This is a genomic window from Psychrobacillus sp. NEAU-3TGS, assembly GCF_029955155.1.
In the GTDB taxonomy this organism is placed as follows: Bacteria; Bacillota; Bacilli; order Bacillales_A; family Planococcaceae; genus Psychrobacillus.
This window is the reverse complement of sequence record NZ_JAPNOZ010000012.1, coordinates 220,121-237,081: the sequence shown is the minus strand read 5'-3', so window position 1 is coordinate 237,081 and position 16,961 is coordinate 220,121. Positions and strand designations below refer to the sequence as shown.

Annotated in this window: 22 protein-coding genes and 1 pseudogene; 1 reads left to right on the top strand and 22 read right to left on the bottom strand. The window is 36.2% G+C overall.

The annotated features are described in order from the left end of the window. Positions 1-2: 2 nt before the first annotated feature. On the bottom strand, positions 3-530 hold the full coding sequence (locus OR571_RS17475; RefSeq protein ID WP_282244633.1) for an NUDIX domain-containing protein: 528 nt from the start codon (positions 528-530) through the stop codon (positions 3-5). A 358-nt stretch (positions 531-888) separates the two neighbouring features. On the opposite strand from OR571_RS17475, the gene OR571_RS17470 reads away from it, so the two are divergent. Further along, the gene (locus tag OR571_RS17470) at positions 889-2,181 is read left to right on the top strand and encodes a hemolysin family protein (protein WP_282244632.1); all 1,293 of its coding nucleotides are present in this window, start codon (positions 889-891) and stop codon (positions 2,179-2,181) included. A 111-nt stretch (positions 2,182-2,292) separates the two neighbouring features. Here OR571_RS17470 and OR571_RS17465 read toward each other — a convergent pair whose 3' ends face one another. From OR571_RS17465 to OR571_RS17365, 21 genes and pseudogenes are all read right to left on the bottom strand, one after another. After that, a complete protein-coding gene (locus OR571_RS17465) occupies positions 2,293-3,291 on the bottom strand; it encodes an NADP-dependent oxidoreductase (RefSeq protein ID WP_282244631.1) in 999 nt (332 codons plus the stop codon). Between the two features lie 26 nt (positions 3,292-3,317). Continuing rightward, positions 3,318-3,668, bottom strand: a complete 351-nt coding sequence (locus tag OR571_RS17460; protein WP_282244630.1) for an ArsR/SmtB family transcription factor — start codon at positions 3,666-3,668, stop codon at positions 3,318-3,320. A 414-nt stretch (positions 3,669-4,082) separates the two neighbouring features. Then, on the bottom strand, positions 4,083-4,598 hold the full coding sequence (locus tag OR571_RS17455; protein WP_282244629.1) for a GNAT family N-acetyltransferase: 516 nt from the start codon (positions 4,596-4,598) through the stop codon (positions 4,083-4,085). Positions 4,599-4,621: 23 nt separating this feature from the next. Beyond that, positions 4,622-5,419: a class I SAM-dependent methyltransferase gene (locus OR571_RS17450; protein WP_282244628.1), complete on the bottom strand. Its 798-nt coding sequence runs from the start codon at positions 5,417-5,419 to the stop codon at positions 4,622-4,624. Between the two features lie 26 nt (positions 5,420-5,445). Further along, positions 5,446-6,183 (bottom strand): alpha/beta fold hydrolase, encoded by a 738-nt coding sequence (locus OR571_RS17445; RefSeq protein WP_282246272.1) that lies wholly within the window; start codon positions 6,181-6,183, stop codon positions 5,446-5,448. A gap of 13 nt (positions 6,184-6,196) precedes the next feature. Next, a complete protein-coding gene (locus tag OR571_RS17440; RefSeq protein ID WP_282244627.1) occupies positions 6,197-6,679 on the bottom strand; it encodes an NUDIX hydrolase in 483 nt (160 codons plus the stop codon). A 56-nt stretch (positions 6,680-6,735) separates the two neighbouring features. Next, positions 6,736-7,296: an AAA family ATPase gene (locus tag OR571_RS17435; RefSeq protein WP_282244626.1), complete on the bottom strand. Its 561-nt coding sequence runs from the start codon at positions 7,294-7,296 to the stop codon at positions 6,736-6,738. A gap of 160 nt (positions 7,297-7,456) precedes the next feature. Further along, entirely contained in the window at positions 7,457-8,113 is a 657-nt protein-coding gene (locus OR571_RS17430; protein WP_481900411.1) for a class I SAM-dependent methyltransferase, read from the bottom strand. Between the two features lie 61 nt (positions 8,114-8,174). Continuing rightward, a complete protein-coding gene (locus OR571_RS17425) occupies positions 8,175-8,921 on the bottom strand; it encodes a class I SAM-dependent methyltransferase (protein ID WP_282244624.1) in 747 nt (248 codons plus the stop codon). Between the two features lie 104 nt (positions 8,922-9,025). Continuing rightward, positions 9,026-9,334, bottom strand: a complete 309-nt coding sequence (locus OR571_RS17420) for a hypothetical protein (protein ID WP_282244623.1) — start codon at positions 9,332-9,334, stop codon at positions 9,026-9,028. Next, a complete protein-coding gene (locus OR571_RS17415; RefSeq protein WP_282244622.1) occupies positions 9,334-10,341 on the bottom strand; it encodes a DUF1835 domain-containing protein in 1,008 nt (335 codons plus the stop codon). The genes OR571_RS17420 and OR571_RS17415 overlap by 1 nt, the downstream gene beginning before the upstream one ends. Positions 10,342-10,365: 24 nt before the next feature. Beyond that, positions 10,366-10,953 carry a hypothetical protein gene (locus OR571_RS17410; protein ID WP_282244621.1) on the bottom strand — a complete coding sequence of 196 codons (588 nt, stop codon included), beginning with the start codon at positions 10,951-10,953 and terminating at the stop codon, positions 10,366-10,368. A 121-nt stretch (positions 10,954-11,074) separates the two neighbouring features. Beyond that, on the bottom strand, positions 11,075-11,254 hold the full coding sequence (locus OR571_RS17405) for a hypothetical protein (RefSeq protein ID WP_282244620.1): 180 nt from the start codon (positions 11,252-11,254) through the stop codon (positions 11,075-11,077). Between the two features lie 96 nt (positions 11,255-11,350). After that, on the bottom strand, positions 11,351-12,604 hold the full coding sequence (locus tag OR571_RS17400) for a Y-family DNA polymerase (protein WP_282244619.1): 1,254 nt from the start codon (positions 12,602-12,604) through the stop codon (positions 11,351-11,353). Positions 12,605-12,740: 136 nt separating this feature from the next. Further along, positions 12,741-12,953, bottom strand: a complete 213-nt coding sequence (locus tag OR571_RS17395) for a DUF6366 family protein (protein ID WP_282244618.1) — start codon at positions 12,951-12,953, stop codon at positions 12,741-12,743. A 49-nt stretch (positions 12,954-13,002) separates the two neighbouring features. Beyond that, positions 13,003-13,284: a hypothetical protein gene (locus OR571_RS17390; protein ID WP_282244617.1), complete on the bottom strand. Its 282-nt coding sequence runs from the start codon at positions 13,282-13,284 to the stop codon at positions 13,003-13,005. Between the two features lie 81 nt (positions 13,285-13,365). Next, a complete protein-coding gene (locus OR571_RS17385) occupies positions 13,366-13,542 on the bottom strand; it encodes a DUF4083 domain-containing protein (RefSeq protein ID WP_282244616.1) in 177 nt (58 codons plus the stop codon). Between the two features lie 16 nt (positions 13,543-13,558). Beyond that, positions 13,559-14,130: pseudogene (locus OR571_RS17380) on the bottom strand (P-loop NTPase family protein). A 411-nt stretch (positions 14,131-14,541) separates the two neighbouring features. Further along, positions 14,542-15,231 carry an amino acid ABC transporter permease gene (locus OR571_RS17375; RefSeq protein WP_282244615.1) on the bottom strand — a complete coding sequence of 230 codons (690 nt, stop codon included), beginning with the start codon at positions 15,229-15,231 and terminating at the stop codon, positions 14,542-14,544. Positions 15,232-15,264: 33 nt separating this feature from the next. Continuing rightward, positions 15,265-15,942 carry an amino acid ABC transporter permease gene (locus tag OR571_RS17370; RefSeq protein ID WP_282244614.1) on the bottom strand — a complete coding sequence of 226 codons (678 nt, stop codon included), beginning with the start codon at positions 15,940-15,942 and terminating at the stop codon, positions 15,265-15,267. 185 nt (positions 15,943-16,127) lie between these two features. Next, on the bottom strand, positions 16,128-16,961 hold the full coding sequence (locus tag OR571_RS17365) for a transporter substrate-binding domain-containing protein (protein WP_282244613.1): 834 nt from the start codon (positions 16,959-16,961) through the stop codon (positions 16,128-16,130).

Below are 16,961 nucleotides of genomic sequence, written 5' to 3'. Positions count from 1 at the left end.
ATTTAACTCCTTTTAATTCCTTGATTATCTTTGTAATGTATCCCCAATTCTAGAGCTTCATTTAAGATTTGCAGCGATAGCTCATGGTCATTGATCACATAAGGTAGTTCTCCTGGTTCCACCCAGATCCTGGTCGTTGTTTCATACTCTCTTAAAAAAGGAAGACACTCTTCTATGTCCATTCGATAAAACATTTGATAGCCTATTAGAGGATATGGGCCATCTTGTACAAAGTGAGGGTTATCTTCATGGTTCACTTCCACTGCACCAACGTACTTTATCTTCCCCTTCACATAACCTTCTTCATATGCTTCCCTATGCATCGCTTCTTCAGGAGTTTCTCCAAACTCTATATGCCCTCCTGGAATGTTAAAGCCTCTTTTTTTTACTTCAACCAACAAAACTTTTTCTTGGCTAAAACAATAACTATGAACACTTGTCACGATATCACCTGGACCTATGCTTTTGTGAGGATGCCATTGAAGACTGATCTTATGTCCTCCCCAATCAACATATATTTGTTTATTCATGAAAAACCTTCTCCCTTTCTACCTCAAAGCTCTCTATTATATCCCAATTAAAGCTGGATATTTTAACAAACGACACTTAAAATTTGCAATTGGTCAAATAGATTGAAAATTAATGCTACTACACTATTATACCAATATTAGTTGAACGTTCTACTTCGAATTCTCCTTACTATTCCCTAAAAGTTATTGAACTGTGGACTTCCATCAAAAGGAAGGAATGTCTTCAGAAAGGGTTAAACCTTTGTCGGAACGGGTAAAAAGACAAATAGATGAATTGATACTCTGTAAAATCGCAGTCACTAATATGAGGGCTGACGCACATAGGAGGTGAAGTCTTACTTTAAAGTAAGACAGCTTATTGACTATATTAAATCTAGCGATATTCATTTTTTTATTGATATTAACCGGTTTTTTCGTGGCAACCGAGTTTGCCATCGTGAAAGTGCGAAATTCACGAGTTGACCAACTTGTTGCAGAAGGACGTAAAGGATCTCTTGCAGCAAAGCATGTAACCACACACTTGGATGAATACTTGTCAGCGTGTCAATTAGGTATTACTGTAACCGCACTAGGAATTGGGATGGTAGGCGAATCAACATTTGAATTCATCTTACATCCATTATTTGAAACTATTGGGATAGGCACGGATTATATCCACTTCTTTACGATAGGAGCTGCTTTTGCAATCGCCACTTTTTTACATGTAGTCGTTGGAGAACTCGCACCTAAAACGGTTGCCATTCAAAAGGCAGAATCAGTGACTCTTGCTTTTGCAAAGCCAATTATGATTTTCTATAAAATCTTATATCCATTCATTTGGCTTTTAAATGGTTCCGCTCGTGTGTTAGTTGGTTTAATAGGGATGAAACCGGCCTCAGAACATGAGCTTTCCCACACGGAAGAAGAACTTCGTCTATTGTTAGCAGAAAGCTTCAAAAGCGGCGAGATCAATCAGAATGAATTGAAATATGTTAACAATGTTTTTGAATTTGATGAGCGTACTGCTCGTGAAATTATGGTGCCCCGCACAGACATTGTTGGATTTGAAAAAAATGCAACGTTTAATGATATTGTAACGATTATTTCAGAAGAACGTTATACACGTTATCCTGTTTATGAAGAAGATCGAGATAATATTATCGGTTTTGTTAATATTAAAGACTTTTTGACGCAAGGTTTTAGCAATCGAATTACAGCAGAATCATTCGACTTAGCAAAGTTTACAAACCCTGTGATCAATACTATTGAAACAACACCAATCAATAATTTATTAGTAAAAATGCAAAAGGAACGTATTCATATAGCTATTCTATTGGATGAATATGGTGGTACATCCGGCCTTGTTACAGTTGAGGATATTTTAGAAGAAATCGTCGGTGAAATTCGTGATGAATTCGATAACGATGAAATAGCAGATATTCGAAAATTAAAAGATAACCATTATATAATCCATTCAAAAGTGTTATTAGAGGACGTATCCAAATTATTAAACATTGAAATAGAAAACCCAGATGTCAACACTATCGGCGGCTGGTATTTCACACAAGATACAGATCTAGCAGAAGATAACTATATTGAGCATGCTGGATATGAATTCTCGATTTATGAAAAAGAAGGGCATCAACTGCATTTTATTGAAGTAAAAAAATAGATACTTGCACTTTAGCAGCGAAACTCCTAGGAAATAAAGAACCTAGGAGTTTTTTGCGAACGAATAGATTAGGTAATTATCGTTTTGATTTTTCTAAGCATCGTTTGACAACTATCTGATTTTTACTATTATTTTCCCTTTCGCCCTTCCTGACTCTGCATATTCCATTGCTTTCTGAGCTTCTTCAAAAGGAAAAACTCTATCAATTATAGCTTTGATTTTACCAGTCTCAAAAAAGTTTCCGATTATACGCAATTGTTCTCCACTTGGCTTCATAAACAAAAATGTATATTGAACATTATGTTTTTTTTCAAGTTTAGTAAGTTTAGTACTTGCTATAGAGAACAAGAAAGTTTTCAAAAATCCAGAACCATATTCTTTACCGAAACGTGCATTCGGCAAACCCGAAACGGAAACAATTTTTCCTCCGCTTTTTACCACTCCGAATGATTTGTTGAGTATATCGCCTCCAAGTGTATCAAATACGGCATCATAATTTTTCAGTATCTCTTCAAATTTTTCTGTCTTGTAATTTATAATTTCATCTGCACCAAGAGATTTTACTAAATTTGCACCAGCTTCGCTTGCAGTCGTTGCAACAGTGGCACCCATTAATTTGGCCAGTTGAATAGCAAAGGTACCGACACCACCGGCCCCAGCTTGTATCAAAACTTTTTGTCCCTTTTGTACTTGTAAAATGTCTGTTAGGGCTTGATAGGAGGTTAATCCAACCAGCGGGATCGATGCAGCTTCTTCAAAGCTCAAATTTTTAGGTTTTAAGGCGATGTCCTCTTCGTGAATAGCAATATATTCAGCAAAAGTACCGATTTTACTCTTACGTGGTCGTCCATATATTTCGTCACCAATCCTAAAACGAGTCACTTTAGCTCCAACCTTTACAACGACACCAGAAAAGTCATTCCCTAAAATAAGAGGCATATTATATTTAACTAACATTTTCACTTTCCCATCACGTATTTTAAAATCAATAGGATTAATACTTGCCGCATGAATTTCTGCGAGTACCTCATAATCACCTATTTTCGGTGTGGGCATTTCTTCCAAACGCATTGGAACTTTTCCATATCTATCAATAACCATTGCTCTCATAGCCTATACCTCCAAATAAAGTTTTTTTACATTTCATCATTTCTATAAAAGTTCTGCATGAACTTATCAATATCCGACATAAGCGTTCTTAATAAGCCTAATTCTGTACGTACATTAATATAATAAAAGTTTTTTGTCCCTTCTTTACGCATTAAAATAACACCTGCATCTCGTAAAACCTTCAGATGATGGGATACAGCAGGTCGAGAAAGATGTGTTTGTTCAGTGATTTCGCCTACACGTAATCCTGTTTGACAATCAGTCCCCATTAGAACTAACAAGATCGATTGACGGGTCTCATCCCCTATTGCCAATAGTACTTTCTGACAATTAATAAAATCCTCTTTGATCATACTTAGTTGTTCCTGTTTATTCATTCAGTAAAATACCTCCAGTAATCCGTTCAATGGTTTAAGTTGATGAACCATTATGCTGAATACAACCATATACCATTGTTAGGTTATGTGCAATATTGAGAAAGAAAATCGAGACGAATACATCTTAGAGAGAAAGCATTATTAACTTTTAATGTTTAGCAACTTAAATCCGTAAAAAAAAACACTAGATAAGTAATCTAGTGTTTTTCTAAAAAGAAATATCCCCTGAATCGTATAGTAAATTCATTACGATTTAGGGGGTATTTTTTACTTTTTCTATTTATTCCTGACAGTATCCCTATTTGTATAAGCAGGTATTGGAATGGTAGGTAAAACGGTAGTGGCTAATTCCTCCAAATGAAATGGTTCCATAGTTATATAACTGGATTTTTCTTTTTTGTTAAATGATAAATGCTAAAAGGTATTTGACCAAATAAAATGTACAAACTTCACATTTTGATTATTCATCATAAATTCTTCATTACTCTTTGAAACCTGTATAAACCCGTTTTTCTCTAATACTTTTTGTGACGCAATATTATTGCTTGTTGTTTTTGCATAAACTTCTTTAATATTTTCTTTTAAAACTTCTATTAATAGTAGTTTTAAAGCTTTATTTGCAATACCTTTTCCAGTATGAATTTCTCCAATTCTATAACCAACTTGACCTCTACTCTCGATTCTATCAATATCAGTCAGATTCATTCTACCTACAATGGATTCGGTTTGATCTTTTATTAAATAATAATAAGATATCCCCTTCTCTTGTTCTTCCAACAAGTCTCTATGTCTTTTTTGAAAAGTTTCAAAATCATAATACTCTTCCCCTCGACTTGGTACGCTTTTTTCAAAATAGGTTCTATTATCACTTTCAAAATTATATAATTCTTCTGCATCCTGCTTCTTTAACTTTTCAATTGAAATGTCCATCGTAAGACCACCATCTCGTTCTCTTATTTGCTTTTTACAGCGAGCTTGACTGATACATTAATTTGTTCTTTATAAATTCCAGTATCATCAATCGCCAATATTTCTTCTTTTAACTGCTGTTCAAATGACCGAACATTTTCACCTAAAAATCGTTTAGTACCATAAGAAGTGGAATATATATTACCGATAATAGAATCCACTGTCCATACTTGTTCGTAAGTTGGCATATCGTGAATTTCTAAGTCAAATTTGGAATTTGAAATAATCGTTTGATGGCTAATGGTCGGATGCGCATATGTCGTGTTGCCTGCTCTTCTTTCATTTCCATACCAACGCTTCACTACCTCATCCACTTTCTTTTGCCATGGCAGCTGCTCCTTATTTGGAGAGTAATTATCAATAATCGCTACCCCACCGCCAGGAACAATCATTTCGTCTAAAGTTTCGAGTACCTTTACTCTATCCATCCAATGAAAAGCCTTTCCAATTGTCACCAATCGAAAAGTTTTATCCGTTTTTTCTTTATATGTATCGACATCGCCAGTAAACCATTCCAGATTTTCTGCTCTAAATTCTTTCCATAGGCGTATTGCTTCATCAATCATTTCAGGTTCCTTATCAATTCCAACTATCTCTTCAAACCAGTCAGTGAATCTGAACGATAATTGGCCAGTTCCACAACCTAAATCCAGCATTCGACCGCCACCATCCAAAGAAAATCTTTCAACTAAAAACCTAATTAATGAAGCTGGATACATTGGTCTATAACGTGAATAATAATGAGCCGTCCCTTTGAATAAATCTTCTCCATAAGCTGTCACTGTTAATACTTCCTCTCTTACTTGTATTAGGCTTTCAAAAATCCTAAGACGCTACTTACAAAATTTTCTGTTTCTTCTAATTCAGGAAAATGGGCACTATTATTAAATAAAATCCATTCACTGTTCGAAAGATTTCTATGTATTAGATTGGATATGGGAATTCCTGTACTCCTATCGTAAACACCAGTGATGATTAATGTCTTATGATGGATATTGTTAAGCCGTTCGTATAGCGGAGGAGTTACAGAGTTTTCCTGCAAAACTGTTAACATCCGTCCTGTATTATGTAAATTATGTAAATTACTTTCTATTACTAACTCTCGGTATTTTGAAGCAACCTCTGGATCTACAAAGAGTAGTCGGTCAATTGTTTCCTGATCAACAATTTCCCATACTTGTTTGTATTTATGTTCAATAGAGGTATTTTTCTTAAGTATTTCTTCTATCCTATTTACTAGAGTCATATCTGCAATCGACTGAAAACCAGCTATTTGAATCATATATTGCGTCTTTAGATTGATCATACTAGGACTTGATAAAATTATCTTGTTTATAAGGTATAGGAAGTTTGAAGCGAACTCAAGCGCTAACTCCCCTCTAAACGAGTAACCTAGTAAGTCTATTTTTTCACTACCTGTCCATTCAATAATTTTCCTAAAATCATCAACTAATTCATTCATGCTATAAGCATTATCGTCAGTTGGTTTACCACTTCTTCCACATCCCCGCTGCTCATAATATACAACTGTTCTATCTTCAGACAGATTAATTTACTTTCTAAACAGTTCTGTTCAATTTTATTTCAAATGTAGGATGAGTGACATAATCCATATATTTTATTTTCCCATCCAATTCCAAATAAGCTTTAAATCTAGTTCGAATAGCTGGAGCTGTTAAGAAATCAAGCACTTTCTCTTGCGCTATCCACTGACTATCTGATGTTTCCTCTGAAGTAGCCAGTTCTCCTCCTAATGGTTTGCATATAAAATCCATCATTAACTTCGTTGGAACATCTGTTACACCGTCGTAAAATTTATGAATTCCTGTATTGGAATAAACACCAATTAGTTTTGATACAGCTACATCTATCCCACTTTCTTCTTTTATTTCTCTGATTAAAGCATCCATTAGGTTTTCTCCCACTTCTACTTGGCCTCCAGGGAATACCCAACCACCATGATGTGTCTTTACCAAAAGAATATTTCCTTGTTCATCCTCTACGATACCGCCTACTGCTACAATATGCATTGGCATTACCATTGCTTCAACCTCCCTAGGTTTATTAATTTTACTTTTTATATGAAGCTAATTACATTCTATATATAAAATTCATCCTTTATCATTTGGGCTACTTCCATTGCTTTGAATTTTGTATTGTTAATTCGTAAATAGTTTTTGGTTTTAATTTCACCTTTTATGGAATTTAATCTTCTATTGTCTAATGTGCTAAGTAAATGCTGTTCGGATTCTTCAATATTTCGCTTGGTTGGCTTATGTTCCAGTCGATTAGTAGTTTTATTTCGAATAAGCCTTTCTTCTAAATCAGCTTCCAATTCTACAAAATATATTTCAACTCCTTGCGAACTAAAAATATTACACATGTATTCAATCTCATTCCAATCTTCTTCTTGATCAAAGTACCATATTTTAGTGAAGATTAATCCATATTGGTCGCTTTTTGAAAAGGATTGAAAGATTTCTCGACGAAACAAATGGGTCAGACGCCACATTTCCGGACTAAACCCATAGAGTGGTTCTAACAAATCAATGGTCATATGGTTATGGAAAAGTTTCAGTCCTGTTAAAGCTGACAGTTCCTGACCTACTGTCATTTTTCCAACTGCTTGTGGACCAAATATAAAAACAAATTTCTCCATTGTATTTCCTCCAAATGTTTAACGCTAAATTTATAATTTGATCAGACTTTCCCGTATAGTCCATGTACTAATTATTTTGAAGTTCATCCATTATTTCGTGCTATTTTTTGTTTTTTACTGCTTTGATCAATGAAAAAATGCGGGGTTTTTCATTAACTTTTCATATTTTTTCTGGTTCCTTCATCTGAAATTCCTTCGTTGGCTGCGGTTCTACTATTTTCACCAAAGAAAAATAACGGAGTGTTTCGCTTAGTATTTCTTGTAGCGGACGACGATAAAACGGGACATCGATAAGTTTTCCTTCTCTTTTCCATTGATCGACAATATATTCAGTGAAAAAGTAGTCGCCATTCTCGGATAATTTTATATCCATAAATGGATGATGTACGGAAAATAATAATGTCCCATTGGGTTTTAAAATTCGAAGAAACTCGCTAAAAGGATTGCTCCAATCTTTCATATAATGCAGAACTAACGAGCTCACAATGACATCAAAAGATTCATTTTCAAAAGGTAACTCTTTCTCTAAATCTAGACATAATACTTCTGCTTTTTCTACGATCCGCCTCTTTGTGGCCTCTACCATTTTAGGGCTAATATCAGTTGCTGTGACAACAGCACCTAAGTTAACTAATTTGGATGTATACCAGCCAGCTGCACATCCAGCATCTAAAACATGCTTATCTCTTACGTCTATTGGAAGTAATTTCATCATTGCAGGTCGCTCATATTCAGTGTTAAATAGACTTTTTGTATCTACATTATGTTCATAATCATTTGCCAATTGATTGTATGCTTCTTTTACTTTATCATTCACCATTTTACCTCCAAATTTTACTAGGATAAATCAAATATGTTAATAGCAAGAGGAATGAAGCTTAAACCTCCCCAATATATACGATTGTTTCGTTCGTCATAAGAAGCATACCGTCCACAGCATATTTATCAAACAAATTATTTAGCTCTGTTAGATAGAGTTCATATTGTGCATCGTTTTCTTTTAATGAATAGGATGCAGACAGATTTCTTTCGATAAACTTTGATTTATCAAATGGTAAATTATTTGGAAAACGATATACGGTAAAGTTGCCAAAGAAATTTTGAATGCTTTCATCCATATATCCAATGCCGCCGCTGAAACCTTTGAAATCTGGACAAAATCTCCGAAAAATTTGTTCGTTCTCTTTTACCATTGGACTTTCCATTATTCGGGAGTTCCATATTAATATAACCTTCCCGTTCTCTTTGATAATTCGCTTACATTCCAATTTGAATCGCTCTGTATTAAACCAATGAAATGCTTGCGCCACTGTGATAAAATCTACGCTTTTATCGGGCAATGTTGTATTTTCAGCCGCTCCATTCACAGGATGAAACGTCGTAAACTGTGCCAATTTCTTTTCAGATTCTTTCCGCATATCCTCATTTGGCTCCACTCCATATACATGGCATCCAAGATCAAGTAAAACGTTTGAAAAAATTCCTGTGCCAGAGCCAATATCGGCAACAAATGAATCTTTTCCGACACCACTATCCGACAACAGACCAACCAACTCAATTGCATATCCAGGTCTAGCTTTAGCATAAACAACAGCTTTTCCGTCAAATTTCTGTGTATTGTCCATTCCGTTCTCCTTTCTTATTTCCGTATCAATCTACCAATAAATGATACGCAATCAATTCATTTTATATATTCCTATTTAATATTCACTAGTTTCCATCTTTTTAATTAATTCTTCGAAAATTTATATACACCAACCAATAAACATAGCATGCTTAAAGCCCAAACAACGCCGGCAATCCCTATACGCAGTGAGATCTCTCCAGATGCCATTAGATGGTTAGTATCAAAGGAGATCGCCTCTAGTAAAAAGTAAACGGCTACTGAGAAAAGTAATAGATGCAATAATATCCAAGTGTATACATAACTTTTATGTTTATTTTTATACCAAATCAATAATGTTGTTATTATTACAATTCCCATAACAATTACAAAGCCACCTATTAACAAACCCATTACTTCTTGTTCTAATGGCATTAGAAAACTCCTTTTAATTTTACGCTATAAGAACGCATCGCTTTTGGAACGCCTTCTATTTCAAAAATCCCTTCTAAAATTAGCTGACGAACTCGGTATTCAAAAAATACATCACCAACGTATTGATCTGATTGCCCAAGTAGTTCCCCGATTAGCCGTGCCGATTTCATAAAAACGGGCTTCGTTTGTTTATTATGCAAATAACGCAATTGCTCGATAATAAATGTATCGAAGTAATTTTCTGGCACACTTTTAATTTGGTCATCCTTCCAAATACGCAGTACTTCAGTTGTTTTCGAAAGTTTTCCCCATTCTTCTGCAAGTTTGTTACGGAGTTGTTCTGTTAATGGCTGTTCATTTTTGTAGGTTTTATAGATCCTATTTAATTTATCATGTCCCAATTCTCCTGTATGAACTGGAATGATGTTTGGCCATAGATGTTGAAAAGCTGTACTAATGTTAAGGAGACGAATGTCATTTTTCTTTTCTTTCAGGTTTTGCAAAACAAATCGTGCGCCGATTTGTTCATGGGCATTGTTTGCTGTCCATATGTAAATTGGTATGTGCTCAGGTATTGCCTTTATTTCTGACAGCGTTTGTATAAACTCTTCTATATAGGTATGTGTGGTCTCTTCGTCCAAATTAATATGTAAGAACAACCACTTTTTTCTTTGTTTAAGTCCTTCTTTGGTGTGTAGTTGGTTCACGGGACCGATAGAAAACAAATCGGAAAATCGAATTACCTTCTCATCACTTGGTAGTGCTATTTTTAAGCTGCCTGCCGTCGAATCCCCAAACACGATATGTATTGTATGATAAGGCTGTTGTTTCTGTTTAGAGGAATACTGTAGCAATTTCTGATACTCTTTTTTCATGTTTTCAGCAAATTCACTTTCTGAATAGCTTTTTTTCTCTAGCAATTGAATTTGTAAAAAATGTTGGAGTAACAGCGATTTTGCTTCCTGCTCCGATAATTGCTCTACGATTTTTTTTAATTCCTGTATCATTTATTTATCACTCCTTTTGTTTGATTAAGAAATGTAACTTTGAATTGCATCCCACACGAAGATTAGTGAAGTGAGAGGAAGCAATATACAAAAGATAAGATTACTTCGAAAGATTGCCTTCCACATGCCCGTTCCATTTCTCATATACATAACCATTAAAGTCGTTGATATACTTACCATCGAAAAAAGTAAACATAGGAAATCTTTTTGTCTCTCAATCTGATATTCAATCGCTTCCACTTTCCATTCATATTCTTTCGACAATGATATTGTTTGAATACTTTTTTCAGTTCCAATTAAATTGAATGATTTAATTGTTATTTCATTGTTTGATGCTGAAACGATTTCATAACCATTTGGCGAATAGGAAGAGTTGTAGACAAGAAGATAGGATAAACAGACCAAAGTGAGCATAACAAAAAAATATGGTACAAATGCTTTTATTTTTTGAGTAAAAGTTTTCTTTACATGAACATCCTTATTTTTTTCCATTTGAAAATTTATTCCTCCCTTTCCAAACTCCCCACTCTCCGTATTAAATAAATAAGTTCCTTCTTTTGTGTAAATAATATAGTGTCCGATGGATTTTTGGGGTTCTATTGTTGGAATCATTTTTTCTCCCGTTATAGTTTCAACTTTAGTGACTGCTTCTTTATATGTATAAGTTGGTAAAGGTCAAATAGATAGAACAATTAGCAGGGTTAATTATGGAAGTAGTGATTACTCGTTGCTATTATATATTCCCATCCGATAAATAAGTGAAAATGACTCCACTGATTCCTAAAAGGAATGCTACTATGCCCCATTTTCCTGTATTATCAATAAAGACATAATTGCTTGCGGTAAAAACATCCCTATTGTCAGTAATATGCAAACTCCACTTATACAGGAAAAATACTTCTTTTCCATTCATTCCCTCCTCTTATAATTGTTCTACTTCTAGACTCGAAAGTCCTTCTAATAATAGGAAATAAAAAAGACCAAACGCATGCAAACGTTCAGCCTTACCTTATTTCTTATGTCCTCCAAGCAATCCAGCACGTTTTCTTGCAGTTCCCGCTTCCGTATAAGAAACAGCGCGCAATATCGCATTGGAGCCGTATTTCCCTCGGAGGTAATCCATTGTTTTTCCTAGTTCTCGAACCTTCCATTTGTCTTCTTCAAATAGGCTCAGCTGCATGGAATACTCGGGTTCTAGGTTAGTAATGGAGATCGCCAGCTTGCGAACAGGTCTGTGATCATAAAACTCATCAAAGATTTGTTCACATACTTTGTATATGGTCATGGTCGCATTTGTTGGTTCATCGATTGAACGGGAACGATTAAACCCTCCACCAAACGCGTTATGACTATAACTAATGGACAGATGAATTGTTCTTCCTGCCATTTCGGCTTCGCGGGCACGTCTTGCCACGTCTTCACACATTTCTAATACGACCGTCATGATCTCCTCTTTGGAATGATAATCACGAAACAGCACTTGCCCCTTTCCGTAACTAATTTGCCCTGCAGCTAACGGTGCACCTAGCTCTGACAAATCGATTCCCCGTGCATGGTGATATAATTGATTTCCCATAACGCCAAACTTAGCCTCTAATGTCTCAAGCGATGTGTTTGCTAGATGCCCAACACTTATAATTCCCATATTATTTAATGTTTTTTCCAAACGCGAGCCAATTCCCCACATTTTGCTTAATGGAGTAATCGGCCATAATTTTTGGGGCACATCTTTATATGTCCATTTTGCAAAGCCTGTTTTTTTCGCTTCTAGGTCAAGGGCAAGCTTCGCCATCAGCATATTTGGTCCCATTCCAACTGCGCATGGTAACTGAAACTGATTAAAAAGTCCGTCTTGTATTCGCTTGACCGTGTTTTCTACTGGTCCCCATAATTTTTCGGTTCCTCCCAAATCAGCAAAGCATTCATCGACGCTGTACACATGAATGCACTCACTTGGAACGAATTGATTTAAATACCGTGTGATTTCCATGGAAACCCTAACGAAAAACTCCATCTTCGGCTCGATTAAATGAATTGATGGATGGTCTGGAATTTCAAAGAGCCGTGTTCCTGTCTTCACTCCAAAATTCTTTTTCATCAGAGGAGATGCCGCAAGCACGATACTTCCTTTTTGTTCTAAATTTCCAATGACAGCGATCGGCGTATGCATAACATCAAGTCCAGCATCTGCAGCCGCACAGCTTGCGAAAAAGCTCCGTATATCAATGCATATAATTTTTCGATTTTCTAAACCTTCCTGCATTATATCTCTTCTCCTTCAACAAAGAACGTTTGTTCTCATTATATGCCGAACGTTCGTTTTTATTCAAGAAGATTTTATTGGTAATAGACCAAAATAATTGGAAAAAGAAAGAGCAAAATTTAGAGGTTAAGTCAAATCAGTTAAAAAACAATTTATACAAAACGTACCCAACTATTAAAACAACGATTAATATTCCTGTACCTTTCCATCCCATACCGCCTGTTAAATCCGTTAAATTCCCATTGCTTCCTCTATTTAAGGCATCGTTTAGAGAACCAGTCGGATTATTTTTTAGTTCCGCTTGTCTCAATCGCTCTCTTTTTTCTTCCGTTTTATCGTGATGATTCAAACTAAACACCTCCTAGAAATAGCTTCAGTTGTACCTCTATTTGTGGGAATTAAATAACATTTTTAAGCCAAGTCATCATTCGTATAACGTGAAAGGGTTCAAACCAAACAACTAAAAAGAGAATGAGAAAAAAAGAAACGAGTGTTATATATTTTGTGCCTCCTGCTTCCTTTTTAGATATGGCTATAAAACAAAATAGAGCCCCGATTAGTATGAAAATAAATCCAGCAAGGATAAGAGGCTCAAAATAATCCTCTATTATCCAGTTAACTGTAAAGAAAAGAAATCCTAAAAGCATGAAGAATATGGAGATTAAACTGAATCGTTTCATCTTACACCTCTAGTTCATTTTCTGAATATGACTCCATGATTCCATATAAAGTTCCACTTCCTGTTAAATGAACCTAACCTATTAGCCGTTCATCAACCTCATTAATTTATCCAATTTCTTTTCAATTTCCTTAAGTTGATTCTTTTGTGCTTGTTGATTCAACAGCAATCTTCTAATAAATAGTGTAAATGATATTACAAATAAAATGATAAGTCCCCACACGATAATCTGATAAATTATTTCTCCCATATTAAACATTAAAACACCACCTTATTTAAAAATGTTCAAGCATAACTGTAGGAATTTGTTTATTGTTCTTTAAACGTAAATATTCTAAAGTGATTTCTACTCGCTCTTGTACTGTAGAATCTCCTTCTATTCTCCATACCGGACGGTTAAATCGGCTATCCAACTTTCGTGCAATGTCTTACTCCTATCTTCCATCCCTGAATGGTCATATAAGGAAGCCCATTCCATGAACTACTCATACTCTGTCTGTTTAATACCACCAGGTAATATTTCATTGCCATATCTTTGAAACTCTCTTTGTTGCAACCTCTCCATTCTGATATCTTGCGAAATCCATAAAAAGATTACCAAATCAAAATAAGATTTAAAGCTGTCACCCCAACCACATAATGCTTCTGACAGTACTTTCCTTTCATACTTATATAATTCTTCTTTCAGTAATTTCTTTCTATTTTCTATGCCTCTTATGTCTATAAATTTATTTAATCAGAAATATTCATCTGTATCAAGATGAGTATAGAACAATTCGTTTGCTAATGATTCTCCTAGTGTGGACGTTCCTGAACCAGAAGCACCGAAAATATGTATTTTCTTCATTTTCCCCCTCTATTAAAGGTTCACTGTAAGAGATTAGAGGTCGTCCATCAACCTCTCTTCGTGCGATGGGTGACAGGAATCATTAAGTTCATGTCTAAAGCGCTGTCTTTCCTAGAACTGCTTGTCTTTCACGCTCTTACTTTACTTGCCGGAGTACTCGTATCTATCATCTTTACTGTGGTTTCACCTAAACCGAAGAAACCCGCATTCCTCTCTTTCGCTTCGATTTTCGTCATCTGTGTGGTCTATACCTTTGTTATATTTAGTTGGTATACAGTGTAGTCACGAGTGTAGAATTTGTAGGAAATTAATCAAGATTAAGAGTACCTGTTGCTTAGAGAAGCATACAAAAACGCCCATGCGGCTGCAAGGACGGATGTGTATGTATCGGGCTTGTGTGATGGCATGAGCTCATTTGATTCGCACGTCATTCTCATAGCGGTCGGAGAACTTAGTGATTAAAATACCGATTCCCCAGTAAATGAGTGCCACCATCATAAACGCCTCGACAAAGCGAAAGTTCTGCGCTGCCATGATTTTGGCTTGTGCAAAGATATCAATCACGGTGATTAAAAACCCAAGTGAAGTGGCTTTGATGGCCACTGTGAAAGAGTTTGCGAAATCAGGGATAGCATGGACAAAAGCTTGCGGGGCAACAATTCTCGTAAACGTTTGAGAAAAACTATAGCCCAAGGATTGTGCCGCCTCAATTTGCCCCGGATCTACCGCTAAAAATGAGCCTCGGATGATCTCAGATTGAAAAGCAGACAACGTGAGGCTAACTGTGACAATTAAAATAACCAGAGGCGACATATTGTTCATATTATAATCGATACCTAGAAGTGTAACGATGAACTGTCCAATGGCAGGTAGTGCATAATACATTAAGTATAAAAACACCACCATAGGCGTCCCTCGTAAAAACAGTTTAAATAACTTTGTAAGTTGAACCAGCACAGGGATTTTATATTGTTGTATCAGAGCCAACACCACTCCTAGAAGGGTGGATAGTACAAGTATAGTAATCGCTATGAGTAAGGTTTCAGGAAGTACACCCAATATCCCTAAAAACATTTCGTATGAAGCCGCTAAATCAAACATGTTAATCCCCCCTGCTTATTGTGGTTAAATCTTTTATCGAATGGCCACTCTCTTCTCCAGTTTTCTAACCAATCCGTCCGTTGTGAAGCACATAGCCGAAAACATCAAGGCAATGATAAAGTAAATTAGGATTTGATTAGTACCGTATGATCGAGCGATAGACAATTCTGCAGTTCCCATAATATCCACGATGCCAATGGCAAAGATCAGCGACGTATCATGAATCAAGTAAACCAAGGCATTTCCGTATCCTGGGAGAGCAACAGGGACCATTTGGGGCAAAATAATTCGGAAAAACTTTTGCATTGGTGTGTACCCCAAGCTATCTGCAGCTTCATGTTGACTTTTTTCAACGGCGAGATAAGCGGGTCGAAACACTTCAGAAATATAACCAGAATGATAAAATCCCATGGAAATAATAGCAGCATGCATCGGGCTTATATCATATGTGCCCAAACCGATGAGAGGTAACACTTTTGGAATTCCAAAGTAAGCTATAAATAGTAAAATCAGTCCAGGAACACTTCGCGCAAAAGATACATACAAATCGGCTAATTGACTAATGACGGGAATTCTCTTTAGTCGCACAAACGTTAATAGCACAGCAAAGAGTAACCCAAGTGCAGCCGACAAGATGATGATGATAATATTGATCGGAAGCGTTTTAAGAAACTCCATTAGTAATTCTTGCATACCCGTTTCCAACGTCATTTCTCCCTTCTCTAATGAATATCTCTTCTGTACATGACGGACTCATGTCAATGTTTTTCGTCTTAGTCTACATCCATATTCTCAAGTGATTCAACCAAACGAGAGAATATGGATGTGCTCTAGTCGCTCCGCAGATATTCCCTATGGCCTTATCTGAATCGAACCAAGACGTTCATGTAAAAGCCTCAATCGTATTGAAACACATCTTCTGCGTAGAATTCAGTAGACAGCTCAGAAAGCACGCCTGCTTCTGCCAACTCTTTTAGACCTTCATCGATGGCTTGTTTCAGTTCCTCATTTTCCTCTGATTTGTGGATCATAAAGAACGTAGGTATAATTTTGACTGGGTCCAATCCCACAACAGGTAGTTTTTGATCTTCAATGATTTCGATTTGTCCGTAACTCGATGGATAGAACAATGCATCATATTTGCCAGTAGCCACTTCTTTTAGTCGATCTGCGATTGGAATTCCCACATCAGCCAAATCATACTCTAGCTTAAATTCAGGATTTTCTTCTTCCCAATCCTTAACGGTTTTATATGTGGCACCCGCTGGGGATAGAGGAGAAATTTTCTTCCCTACCAAATCTTGAATGCCCTCAATTCCACTATCTTCTGCCACGTAAATCTTGATCAGGGCACGACCACTCGATTCTGAAGGAATGATATATTGCTCTGCACGTTCCTCCGTGAATCCTAAACCACCTGCCAACATGTCGTACTTTCCAGTAGCTACTCCTGTTTCACCCGCTGAATCTTCCACACCGAACAATTCAAATTCATAGTCTTCAAGCACTTTATCCAGTTCTTTTATCAGCTCAGGCTCATAACCCGTCACTTCGTCGTTCTCATCGACCCAGCTCAATGGTTTTGACGTGTGGCCAGTCGCCACTTTGATTGTTCTTACGCCTGAATCTCCAGTGCTCTCAGCTTGTGACTTGTTGTCAGTGGAATTGCATGCAGTAAGAAGAGATAAACCCAGTACAGAAGCTGCTACTAAAATTGACTTTTTCTTCAT